Source organism: Providencia sp. JGM181, from assembly GCF_018257375.1.
GTDB lineage: Bacteria > Pseudomonadota > Gammaproteobacteria > Enterobacterales > Enterobacteriaceae > Providencia > Providencia lanzhouensis.
The window spans coordinates 2,296-13,240 of sequence record NZ_JAERJY010000101.1 but is presented as its reverse complement, the minus strand read 5'-3'; the positions used below and the strand labels follow the sequence as shown (position 1 = coordinate 13,240).

13 protein-coding genes and 2 tRNA genes are annotated in these 10,945 nt (G+C 41.2%); 10 read left to right on the top strand and 5 right to left on the bottom strand.

The window, feature by feature from the left end; translation table 11 throughout:
- On the bottom strand, window positions 1-237 hold a 237-nt coding region (locus JK188_RS12665), incomplete at its 3' end, for a DUF1289 domain-containing protein (RefSeq protein WP_036953518.1).
- Between the two features lie 184 nt (window positions 238-421).
- Between JK188_RS12665 and gloA the strand changes: the two genes are divergently transcribed.
- A complete protein-coding gene (gloA, locus tag JK188_RS12660) occupies window positions 422-829 on the top strand; it encodes a lactoylglutathione lyase (RefSeq protein ID WP_211885351.1) in 408 nt (135 codons plus the stop codon).
- Between the two features lie 128 nt (window positions 830-957).
- The gene (rnt, locus tag JK188_RS12655) at window positions 958-1,602 is read left to right on the top strand and encodes a ribonuclease T (protein WP_006660075.1); all 645 of its coding nucleotides are present in this window, start codon (window positions 958-960) and stop codon (window positions 1,600-1,602) included.
- A gap of 90 nt (window positions 1,603-1,692) precedes the next feature.
- On the opposite strand, the gene JK188_RS12650 is transcribed toward rnt, so the two are convergent.
- Window positions 1,693-2,040 carry a Grx4 family monothiol glutaredoxin gene (locus JK188_RS12650; RefSeq protein WP_036953526.1) on the bottom strand — a complete coding sequence of 116 codons (348 nt, stop codon included), beginning with the start codon at window positions 2,038-2,040 and terminating at the stop codon, window positions 1,693-1,695.
- Window positions 2,041-2,639: 599 nt separating this feature from the next.
- Here JK188_RS12650 and sodB point away from each other — a divergent pair.
- Entirely contained in the window at window positions 2,640-3,218 is a 579-nt protein-coding gene (gene sodB / locus JK188_RS12645) for a superoxide dismutase [Fe] (protein WP_211885350.1), read from the top strand.
- 88 nt (window positions 3,219-3,306) lie between these two features.
- Here the strand turns inward: sodB and cydH are convergent, their stop codons facing one another.
- Entirely contained in the window at window positions 3,307-3,390 is an 84-nt protein-coding gene (gene cydH, locus JK188_RS18110) for a cytochrome bd-I oxidase subunit CydH (protein WP_108479009.1), read from the bottom strand.
- Window positions 3,391-3,657: 267 nt separating this feature from the next.
- Here cydH and purR point away from each other — a divergent pair, with 267 nt between their 5' ends.
- Window positions 3,658-4,683, top strand: a complete 1,026-nt coding sequence (gene purR / locus JK188_RS12635; RefSeq protein WP_006660078.1) for an HTH-type transcriptional repressor PurR — start codon at window positions 3,658-3,660, stop codon at window positions 4,681-4,683.
- A 15-nt stretch (window positions 4,684-4,698) separates the two neighbouring features.
- On the opposite strand, the gene punR is transcribed toward purR, so the two are convergent.
- Window positions 4,699-5,604 carry a DNA-binding transcriptional activator PunR gene (punR, locus tag JK188_RS12630; RefSeq protein WP_211885349.1) on the bottom strand — a complete coding sequence of 302 codons (906 nt, stop codon included), beginning with the start codon at window positions 5,602-5,604 and terminating at the stop codon, window positions 4,699-4,701.
- 122 nt (window positions 5,605-5,726) lie between these two features.
- Here punR and punC point away from each other — a divergent pair, with 122 nt between their 5' ends.
- The 3 genes from punC (at window position 5,727) to JK188_RS12615 (ending at window position 8,176) form a co-directional block, all read left to right on the top strand.
- Window positions 5,727-6,950, top strand: a complete 1,224-nt coding sequence (gene punC / locus JK188_RS12625) for a purine nucleoside transporter PunC (protein WP_211885348.1) — start codon at window positions 5,727-5,729, stop codon at window positions 6,948-6,950.
- A gap of 173 nt (window positions 6,951-7,123) precedes the next feature.
- Window positions 7,124-7,879, top strand: a complete 756-nt coding sequence (locus tag JK188_RS12620; protein WP_154604000.1) for a helix-turn-helix transcriptional regulator — start codon at window positions 7,124-7,126, stop codon at window positions 7,877-7,879.
- Between the two features lie 24 nt (window positions 7,880-7,903).
- Entirely contained in the window at window positions 7,904-8,176 is a 273-nt protein-coding gene (locus JK188_RS12615; RefSeq protein ID WP_036953541.1) for a putative quinol monooxygenase, read from the top strand.
- Window positions 8,177-8,257: 81 nt separating this feature from the next.
- Here JK188_RS12615 and JK188_RS12610 read toward each other — a convergent pair whose 3' ends face one another.
- Window positions 8,258-8,935, bottom strand: coding sequence for a riboflavin synthase subunit alpha (locus tag JK188_RS12610; protein WP_154599989.1), 678 nt, complete (start codon window positions 8,933-8,935; stop codon window positions 8,258-8,260).
- Between the two features lie 282 nt (window positions 8,936-9,217).
- On the opposite strand from JK188_RS12610, the gene JK188_RS12605 reads away from it, so the two are divergent.
- From JK188_RS12605 to JK188_RS12595, 3 genes are all read left to right on the top strand, one after another.
- A complete protein-coding gene (locus tag JK188_RS12605) occupies window positions 9,218-10,591 on the top strand; it encodes an MATE family efflux transporter (RefSeq protein WP_036953546.1) in 1,374 nt (457 codons plus the stop codon).
- Between the two features lie 159 nt (window positions 10,592-10,750).
- Window positions 10,751-10,827: transfer RNA gene (locus JK188_RS12600), tRNA-Val, on the top strand.
- A gap of 41 nt (window positions 10,828-10,868) precedes the next feature.
- Window positions 10,869-10,945: transfer RNA gene (locus tag JK188_RS12595), tRNA-Val, on the top strand.

The window sequence follows — 10,945 nt, the reverse complement described above, 5'->3', positions numbered from 1 at the left end:
AAATAGAGGTTGTTGAGGATCATTCATCTCTTCTTGAGCCACTTTCTTATTATTTAATCTTAAAAATCGCTGGCGACATAAACGGATGACATGACGTTTTTCTGCGTTAGTTAGCTGCAACCAACCAAAACGTTCATCTCGGGTTCGATAACAACCTCGGCAATATCCCTGCTCGTTGGTCTGGCATATCCCACGGCAAGGGCTTGGAATATCAAAAAACTCAAGTTGTTCTGCCATCGTTAACCACCCGTAATATAAACATAAAATTATGATATACTCCCTCGAATTGAGTATAGCCATGATATGACTAAAAAATAAACCTCAATCGCTGTATTTAGTCATATTGCCACGTTATATTAATAGATAAATCGATTCGACTTTAAGCATTATTGCCTGAAGAATTTATAGGGAAACTACTATTATGCGCTTACTACATACCATGCTCCGTGTTACCGACATGCAACGCTCCATTGATTTTTACACCAAAGTATTAGGTATGCGTTTACTGCGCACGAGCGAAAATACAGAATACAAATATTCTTTAGCGTTTGTCGGTTACAGCGATGAAAGTGAAGGTGCTGTTATCGAGTTAACTTATAACTGGGGCGTAACAGAATATGACTTAGGTAATGCTTATGGTCATATTGCATTAGGTGTTGATGATGTTGCTAAAACCTGTGAAAACATTCGTCAAGCCGGTGGAAATATCACTCGTGAAGCTGGTCCAGTCAAGGGTGGTACAACCGTTATCGCATTTGTTGAAGATCCAGATGGCTATAAAATTGAGCTTATCGAAAATAAAAGTGCAAGCAAAGGATTAGGAAATTAATCCCTCACATACATTTTATATTTTAGGTGGTGATAACCATCACCTAAAATATCTTCAGTATCTACCTGCAAAAATGCATTCCCTTTGGCATAATGAAAGCCAACCAGAAACTGTAAATTGAAAGCCTAATGTCTGAAAAAAATAACCCTAACTCACTGGTTAACCGCTTCCGGGGTTACTACCCTGTCGTTATAGATGTTGAAACTGGTGGGTTCAACCCTAAAACTGATGGTCTATTAGAGATAGCGGCCATTACACTCAAAATGGACAAAGATGGCTGGCTAGCCATTGATGAAACGCTGCATTTTCATGTAGAACCATTTGAAGGTGCGAATTTGGAGCCCTCTGCACTGGAGTTCACAGGTATTGACCCCACGAACCCCCTACGTGGTGCAGTGAGTGAATATGATGCATTACATGCCATTTTTAAAACAATTCGAAAAGGTATGAAGAATACCGATTGCAATCGCGCGATCATGGTAGCTCATAACGCAAATTTTGATCACAGCTTTGTTATGAATGCGGCAGAACGCTCTGGGTTAAAACGTAACCCATTTCATCCCTTCGCAACCTTTGATACCGCCGCACTGAGTGGATTAGTTTTTGGGCAAACCATTCTTGCAAAAGCCTGTGTCACCGCAGGTATTCCATTTGATGGCAAGCAAGCCCACGGTGCCCTATACGATACTAACCGTACCGCGCTATTATTTTGCGAGTTAGTCAATAAATGGAAAAAATTAGGTGGATGGCCACTACCTAGTGAGCCTCAATAACCTCGCCCCCTAAAAACAAAAAAACCGTATTAGTTTTAGGCTAATACGGTTTTCATCAATATAAGCATTAAAGCCTATTCAACAATTTAATTACTCAGTGATGGTTTCATCTGCTGGACGGTATTTGTCTGCAGTTTCTTTGATCAGAGCTTGTAATTCGCCGCGTTGGAACATCTCAACGATAATGTCACAACCGCCAACTAACTCACCATCAACCCATAACTGTGGGAATGTTGGCCAATTAGCATATTTTGGTAGCTCTGCACGAATATCTGGGTTTTGTAAAATATCAACGTAAGCAAAACGCTCACCGCAAGAAGAGAGAGCTTGAACAGCTTGAGCAGAAAAACCGCAGCTAGGCAGTTTTGGAGAGCCTTTCATGTATAATAAAATTGGGTTTTCTTTAACTTGGCGCTCAATTTTTTCGATAGTTGTCATTTTATATCCTAAAACGTGGGTGCTGATTTTGCAGTCACTGAGCCACTTTGAATCATTTGCAAGGCAACTCATTAGACAGAACACATTGACCGGTGTAATCGCCGGCATAGTCAAAACATCGCAAATTGTTCCGTGATTGTTTCATACAATATGCCAGTTTTATAAGGCGAATACTATAGCACTCCTATTTGCTGTACTCAAAAGGTGAAAAGCAAATAGCAACGTTTTCTTTTTACTATAAAAAATTCACTCTGGGTGTTTTTGCCGTGTAATCATGGGAGTTATTTGTTAATATATTAGCAAATTAATAACACTTGATGTATTTCCCTGCTCTTCAATGACAATAACGACACGCAGTGGAATAATTATTATGCAACTTACTAACAATTAAGGCATAAATAGCATCATGGAACAGGTTTTTTCTTACTGTAACCTGTATTCTGTTATGATAAATCATGACTTACAATGCGACGCAATAGCTCAGCACAGCTCAACGTCACTACACTAGAAGTAGATTAATTAATAGAAGTACATTTAATTTCGCTCATTTTACGAGCAAACACCCTAAACACTGAATAAAAGCAATCAAGGAGTACGCAATGTCTTTTGAATTACCAGCTCTACCTTATGCTAAAGATGCTTTAGAACCTCATATCTCTGCTGAGACCTTAGAATACCACTATGGTAAGCACCACAACACTTATGTTGTTAACCTGAATAACCTGATCAAAGGCACCAAATTTGAAGGTCTGTCTTTAGAAGAAATCATTAAAACTTCTGAAGGTGGCGTATTCAATAACGCGGCTCAAGTTTGGAACCACACTTTCTACTGGCACTGCTTGGCTCCAAATGCAGGTGGCGAGCCAACCGGTAAAGTTGCAGAAGCTATCAACAAAGCATTTGGTTCATTTGCTCAGTTCAAAGAGCAATTCACTGATGCCGCAGTTAAAAACTTCGGTGCAGGTTGGACTTGGTTAGTGAAGAAAGCAGATGGCAGCCTGGCTATCGTTAACACATCTAACGCGGCAACACCAATTTCTGGTGACGATAAGCCAGTTCTGACTGTTGATATCTGGGAACACGCTTACTACATCGACTACCGTAACGCACGTCCAAAATACTTAGAAAACTTCTGGGCGTTGGTTAACTGGAAATTTGTTGAAGAAAATCTGGCTTAATTTTAGTTCAGATCTAAAATGACTAAGGGCGAGTATATTACTCGCCCTTAATTATTTCTCATCCTTATTAGATAGGATGGAAATGAAATCAGAAAATGTGCACAGCAAACAAAATAATTACAGCTAAAGAGCCAAACGCAGCTAGCAATCCATATTTAAAATCTGTATCCATGAGACCCTCTCATATAAAGAAATTGAATTATCAAATAACCATAAAATAAAAAGGTTATTTCAGTATACATGCACAAAAACGTAAAACCAGTGTCTATATCACATGTTATAACATCAATTATTTCTTTCGTTTTTGCGCTAGATCAGACAAAATCGACAACAAATCGCTAAATTATTGCCAGCAAAGGTACTATGCATCAATATGCAGGTAATTATTTAACTAGAATTATTTTAGAGACCAAGTTTTGGTTAGGAGTTTTTTCTTCTCATGGCAACAATTAAAGATGTGGCGAAACGTGCGGGCGTCTCTACCACAACCGTCTCCCATGTTATCAACAAGACGCGTTTTGTCGCTGATGATACAAAAACAGCCGTTTGGGCCGCCATCAAAGAGCTCAATTATTCTCCGAGTGCGGTTGCGCGTAGTTTAAAAGTCAACCACACCAAATCAATTGGTCTGTTGGCAACATCAAGTGAAGCCCCCTATTTCGCAGAAGTGATCGAGTCTGTCGAGAATAGTTGCTATGAGAAAGGCTATACTCTAATTTTATGTAACTCTCACAATAACTTAGGTAAGCAAAAAGCGTACTTGCAAATGTTGGCACAAAAACGTGTCGATGGGCTACTTGTGATGTGTTCAGAATACCCTGACACCTTGATAGGTATGTTGGAAGATTACCGAAATATCCCAATGGTCGTCATGGACTGGGGTACCTCTCGCGGGGATTTCACTGACAGTATTATTGATAACTCTTTCCACGGTGGTTACTTAGCGGGTCGTTACCTTATTGACCGTGGTCACCGTGAAATTGGCGTGATCCCTGGCTCTCTCGAAAGAAATACAGGTATTGGGCGTTTAACCGGCTTCAAAAAAGCCATGGAAGAAGCCAAAGTCACATTAAAAGATGAATGGATTGTTCAAGGGGATTTCGAGCCAGAATCAGGCTATAAAGCGATGATGCAGATCCTCAGTAACAAGCACCGCCCTACTGCGGTCTTCTGTGGTGGAGACATCATGGCGATGGGGGCAATCTGTGCGGCTGACGAGATGGGATTACGTGTCCCTCAAGATATTTCCATTATTGGTTATGATAACGTGCGTAATGCACGATATTTCACGCCTGCATTAACCACAATCCACCAGCCAAAAGAGCGTTTAGGTCAAATGGCGTTTGCGATGTTGCTCGATCGTATTGTGAATAAACGCGAAGATGCGCAAACGATTGAAGTTCATCCGCGTTTAGTTGAGCGCCGTTCCGTGGCTGACGGTCCATTTATTGATTATCGCCGCTAAGTCTACCTCAGCACATTAGCTCGCAAACCACTCCGCGTTGAGCGTTTCGCTATCACCAAGATAGTCAAGCAGCCATCTCAACGCTGGAGATGTATCATTCTCAACCCACGTTAAGCAGCAAGGGCTTTCAGGAAACGGCTGCGCTAATTCTAGCTCAACAAGTTTACCTTTTGCGCACAATGGCGCTGCACGGTGCTCTGGAACCATTCCCACACACAAGCCATGTTCCAAACACGCTAAACCACTTTCCCAGTAAGGCACAACTAAGCGACGTTGGTTATCCAGCGCCCAAGTATCTCTTTTCGGTAAGCTTCTTGAGGTATCTTCTAAGCACAAACTTGGATATTCACGCATTTGATCATCTGTCAGTTTGCCCTGAATTTTTGCTAATGGGTGATCGGGGCTCGCAACACAACGCCATGACATAAAGCCCATATCACGGAAGCTATAGCGCTCTCCAATTGGTGAAGCACGGGTCGCTCCAATCGCAACATCCACACGTCCATCGGCTAAAGCATCCCAAACTCCATTAAACACTTCAGGGTGGATATACAGTTCAATATCAGGGAAATGACGATAAAAATCCAAAATCAGCTGTTCCGTACGCTGCGGTTTTACGATGCAATCAACAGCAATACTGAACTGTCCGCGCCATCCATTGGCGACTTGTTGGCATTGATGTCGAGTATCAATCATTTTTTTGATAACACTTCGACTTTCTTTAATAAAGATAGCCCCGGCTTCCGTCAATACCACATCACGGTGACGACGTTCGAATAGCGGAACTGCTAACCATTCTTCGACTTGTTTTACTGTGTAGCTGATCGCTGAAGGAACTCGATGCAGCTCATCCGCAGCACCACTAAAGCTTCCCGTTCGAGCAACTGCGTCTATGACTTCAAGTGCATGAGCTGACCACATTTTCTTTCCTTTCAAATTATTTGATAGCAGAGTCCAAATATTACCGTTTCACAACGTAAAAAAATAGCCTATACAATAAGATAACTATCAACATTATTTTAAATATAGATTAAGCAAAAACTATGACAAATACTGCGACAAAAAACTCCTCTGGATTTTTGATTTATCTTGCTGGCCTAAGCATGCTGGGGTTTTTAGCCATCGATATGTATCTGCCAGCCTTTGGTTCAATGCAAACAACCTTAAATACGACTGAAGGCGCTATCAGCGCATCATTAAGTATCTTTCTAGCGGGCTTCGCGTTTGCCCAGCTATTATGGGGACCCCTTTCAGATAAATTAGGACGCAAACCTATCCTTATTGTTGGGCTTTCCCTGTTTATTGTTAGCTGTCTAGCAATGATTTGGGTCACCGATGCCACTCAGTTATTAATCCTTCGATTCTTGCAAGCCGTTGGCGTTTGTTCTGCTGCGGTTTTATGGCAGGCCCTCGTTATCGACCGCTATAACGAAGCTGATACTCAAAAAGTATTTGCCTCTATCATGCCTTTAGTGGCGCTTTCTCCTGCATTAGCGCCACTTTTAGGTGCCTGGGTGCTTGAGCACAAAAACTGGGAATTTATCTTCATCGTGCTGATGATGGTGGGCGTTTTACTCCTGCTACCGACCTTGATGCTAAAAAAAGTGGCACCGAAAGTCATCGCAGAAGAAAACCAGCCACAAACCAAAGTTTCCTTTGCTACCTTGCTAAGCTCCCCTGTTTTCAGTGGTAACGTACTTGTGTATGCAGCGTGTAGCGCTGGCTTTTTTGCATGGCTAACGGGTTCGCCATTTATTCTACGCAATATGGGCTTTAACCCTGCGGATATCGGCTTGAGTTATATCCCTCAAACACTGGCATTTATTGTCGGGGGATACGGCTGCCGCTTCGTATTAGCTAAAGTTCGCGCTGAAACGTTGTTCCCAATCTTGCTAGCGGGTTATGCCGTTAGTATGATTATTCTCTTTGTGATGGCGATTTATACGCAGCCAACATTAACCATGATTTTGGTTCCATTTTGCTTTATGGCAGCAATGAACGGAGCATCATACCCAATTGCAGTCGCCAAAGCCCTCAATACGTTCCCATCTGCTAGTGGTAAGGCCGCTGCACTGCAAAACGCCTTACAATTAGGGTTATGTTTCTTAGCCAGTTTATTAGTGTCTGCACTTACATTTGACCCTTTACTCGCTACAACTGGCGTGATGGCATTTACTGTAATCCCAATGATTATAGGCTATTTCATGCAGCGTTGTGCTAGCAAGTCCAATGATGCGATTAAGCACACTGAATATCAGCATGACTAATCGTTAGTTAACGTTATTTTTTGGCATCATAATAATCAGTTCCGTTACTATTATTAATAACGGAACTGATTTTTAATAAATACGTTATTTGGTGAATATATCGTTTATAGAGTTAATTTTTTCCCTATAACACGCTATTATTAGCATATTCAATTATGACGTTTTGAAGAGCCATGCTGAAACAGTATTATCCTCCTGATGAATTAAAAGAATTTGTTAGTTCAGTTTTGATTATCAAGAAATTTACTGATGCTATTAAGATCTTCCCAGGTACAGGTGCTGAAATATGGGTTTCGACTGAAAATATCAGTATGTCGACTCACGAACATACATCCGTCAATCCATTTCAGTTAATCATCCCCAGAGTCAATATATTTACCGCCATCCCGAATAATGCCAGCGTGATGGTGCTGCGTATTCGCCACGATGCCTTACGTTTTTTACTTCCCCAACGCACGTTAAATTATACGGATATCCCTACTCCGCTTAGCCAAATATGGAGCAATAATTGGTTTAAATCATTGGCCAATTCTTCATTCAAAGAGTTGCATGAGTGTTTTTATGTCACTAAGGCAGCGAAAAAGGCACATTTTATTGACCACGTTCTGGACTCTCTTTATCGCAATCCAAATAAAAAAATTACCGAAATTGCCGATGATATTGGCTACAGCGCACGCTTAGTTCAAAAAGAGTTTTTAAAAGAATTTGGGATCACACCAAAACGGTACCAGATCAATTGTCGCTTAGAGCAAGTGATGAAAACTATGGTGAAAGAACAAGATACTTATCGTTGGTTTGAAACGGGCTATTATGATCAATCCCACTTTTATCGCGATTTTAAGCGTTACTTTACCATGACACCGTCGGCATTTTTAAAGTCAAATTATTCGCTTTTTTACAATACAAAAACAAAGTCTCCATTAAGATAGTTCTGAGTACATAAGGAGAATGGTATGAGTATTGTTGTATATGCCCAAATCACTACCGAAAAAAAGGACGGGTATTTAACGAAGAAAATCGTTAGCGAAATTGCCAAACGCAGCCGGATGGAAAAAGGATGTTTGCAGTATGACCTGATGGCAAAAGAAAATGGCTACATTGTGTTTGAAGAGTGGGAAAATGCACAAGCATTAGAAATGTATCAAAAAAGCGCTCATTTCAAACAACTTGTTGACGCGATTGAACGTGACAATGCCATTTTTTCGGTCAATTTTAGTGAGAAGTAATAGAATATTCCGGTGAATTTATTACCTACCGATTCAACAGGTTATAGCTCTGCATAGAGCTATAACCTTATCAGCTGAAAACTAGATTGACGATTTTTCACTGTCTACTGAGTCATCACTCTCTTGTTTCTGCTTCAATAACATTTCTTGTTCTTTCTGATGCAAAACACGCTCAACAGTATCAACAATAGCTTGAGTTTGTGGGTCAATCTCAATGTTGACTTTATGGCCCAGTCGTTTGCTACCCAGTGTTGTTCTCGCCAACGTTTCTGGGATCAAATGCACGCAGAAACGGTTATTGATAACATCACCAACCGTTAAGCTGATTCCATCAATCGCCACAAATCCCTTATGTAAGATATACTTCATCAAGGCTTTATCATAAATAGATAGCCAAACTTGATGATTATCTTCAGAGGTGAAAATCTTACTAATTTCTGCAGTGGTTACAATATGACCCGAAACCACATGTCCGCCAATTTCATCACCATATTTCGCAGCACGTTCAATATTAACCACATCCCCTTCTTTTAAGTCACCTAAATTAGTGAGGCGCAATGTTTCTTTGATTAAATCAAAGCTAACATTCTCCCCCTCAATTTTAGTCACCGTTAAACAGCAACCGTTATGTGCAACGGATGCACCGGTTTCTAAACCCACTAATAATTCTGGCGTGAATTTCATGACATGAGTACGGAAATTAGCTCTTTCCGTGATTGAGATAATTGGAGCGGTTCCTTGAACAATGCCTGTAAACATAATGACTCTCAGTGCAGTGAATTAATGAACTCAGTTTACCTAAGAATTTTCAGAGATCTATCTTATTTGAGTGGTTATATTTATGCTGCCATCACAAAACATTTAAACGGTTTCTATACTAATCTGCTGTTTTATTATTCTTATCTATAACTATGTTGGATTGGTTACATAAAAGAGATAGAATAAGGGGTTAGCATTAACTATCTGATTTTTTAGTAAATCATAGATTTTCATTCCGCTTTTTTCTTTTTTTAATTCGAAACTTATTGTGAAGGTGTATGCGTGCAGAAATATATTACAGAAGCGCGTAGCTTGTTGGCTCTCGGTATCCCTATCTTCTTTGCCCAATTTTCCCAAACCGCCATGGGGTTTGTGGACACCATCATGGCGGGAAGTGTTAGCGAAATCGAAATGTCAGCTGTGGCTGTTGGTTTTTCTATTTGGTTGCCTGCTATTTTATTAGGGCAAGGTATTCTCATGGCGCTCACGCCAATCATCGCTCAAATGAACGGTTCAGGTCGCAGAAACCTAATTGGCGACCAAGTTCAACAAGGCTTGTGGCTAGCCTTTATTTTAGGTGTTAGTATCATGTTACTGTTATATAACAGTAAATTGATCATTAGCAACATGCCTCATATTGACCAAGAGTTAGCCGATAAATCGGTTCGTTTCCTACACGCGATTATGTGGGGAGCCCCAGGTTACCTATTTTATCAAGTGTACCGTAGCCAGTGTGAAGGATTATCAAAAACCAAACCTGGCATGGTCATTGGTTTTCTTGGCTTGATGGTCAATATTCCAGTGAACTATATCTTCATTTATGGTCACTTTGGAGCACCTGCCTTAGGTGGTGTTGGTTGCGGCGTGGCGACAGCAACGGTGTATTGGGCAATGTGCCTGATGATGAGATGGTATGTTAAACACGCACCAAATCAGAGAGATATTCGCCCTGCTCAGCCATTAGGCGCACCAAATCCAGATATCCTGAAACGCATTATTGTGCTTGGAACACCGATTGGATTAGCGCTGTTTTTTGAAGTCACCCTATTTGCGGTTGTTGCCCTATTGGTCGCTCCTTTAGGCGTTGTTGCGGTCGCGGGTCACCAAGTAGCACTTAACTTTAGTTCTGTGATGTTTATGTTCCCATTATCAATGGGTATCGCTGTCACCATTCGAGTTGGCTATAACTTGGGACGTCAATCTACCGATGCCGCAAAAGTCTCTTCCTATACTGGTTTAGCGGTAGGATTAAGTTTAGCTTGCTTAACGGCCATCTTTACCAGTACGTTCCGCGAACCTATCGCCATGATGTATAATAAGAATCCTGAAGTAGTTGTTTTAGCATCTAGCTTGATGCTCTATGCAGCGCTTTATCAGCTTTCAGATTCTATTCAAGTCATTGGTGCCGGTGTGTTACGTGGGTATAAAGATACTCGCTCAATCTTCTTTATTACCTTTACAGCATATTGGATTTTAGGTTTACCGTCTGGCTATGTTTTGGCGTTAACCGATTTTATTACCGAACCGATGGGACCAAAAGGTTTCTGGTTAGGATTTATTATCGGGCTCACCGCGGCGGCTATTGGTATGGCAACACGAATTTTGTGGATCCATCGCCAACCTGACAGCGTCGTTTTATTACGTTCAACGCGATAATTGGCGTAATTTTCAGCATTTTATGGTAAGGCGGTAAATGTTTTTCTGCGAATAGTTTTAAATACGAGCAAACTCTCGCAAAATTACATTTTCCCCTTGCCAGATTGACAGCAGAACGTTAATATTCGTCCCCGTCGTTAGAGCAGTAATAATTGATATGCGTCCGTAGCTCAGTTGGTTAGAGCACCACCTTGACATGGTGGGGGTCGGTAGTTCGAGTCTACTCGGACGCACCATTTAAATTCATCACTAGCGACAAACAAAGTTTCACCTCAGTGCGTCCGTAGCTCAGTTGGTTAGAGCACCACCTTGACATGGTGGGGGTCGGTAGTTCGAGTCTACTCGGACGCACCA

Bases quoted from the DNA above. Each gene is read 5' to 3' on its own strand.
- gloA (WP_211885351.1), top strand. From the start codon at position 422: ATGCGCTTACTACATACCATGCTCCGTGTTACCGACATGCAACGCTCC.
- rnt (WP_006660075.1), top strand. From the start codon at position 958: ATGTCTGAAAAAAATAACCCTAACTCACTGGTTAACCGCTTCCGGGGT.
- JK188_RS12650 (WP_036953526.1), bottom strand. From the start codon at position 2,040: ATGACAACTATCGAAAAAATTGAGCGCCAAGTTAAAGAAAACCCAATT.
- sodB (WP_211885350.1), top strand. From the start codon at position 2,640: ATGTCTTTTGAATTACCAGCTCTACCTTATGCTAAAGATGCTTTAGAA.
- cydH (WP_108479009.1), bottom strand. From the start codon at position 3,390: ATGGATACAGATTTTAAATATGGATTGCTAGCTGCGTTTGGCTCTTTA.
- purR (WP_006660078.1), top strand. From the start codon at position 3,658: ATGGCAACAATTAAAGATGTGGCGAAACGTGCGGGCGTCTCTACCACA.
- punR (WP_211885349.1), bottom strand. From the start codon at position 5,604: ATGTGGTCAGCTCATGCACTTGAAGTCATAGACGCAGTTGCTCGAACG.
- punC (WP_211885348.1), top strand. From the start codon at position 5,727: ATGACAAATACTGCGACAAAAAACTCCTCTGGATTTTTGATTTATCTT.
- JK188_RS12620 (WP_154604000.1), top strand. From the start codon at position 7,124: ATGCTGAAACAGTATTATCCTCCTGATGAATTAAAAGAATTTGTTAGT.
- JK188_RS12615 (WP_036953541.1), top strand. From the start codon at position 7,904: ATGAGTATTGTTGTATATGCCCAAATCACTACCGAAAAAAAGGACGGG.
- JK188_RS12610 (WP_154599989.1), bottom strand. From the start codon at position 8,935: ATGTTTACAGGCATTGTTCAAGGAACCGCTCCAATTATCTCAATCACG.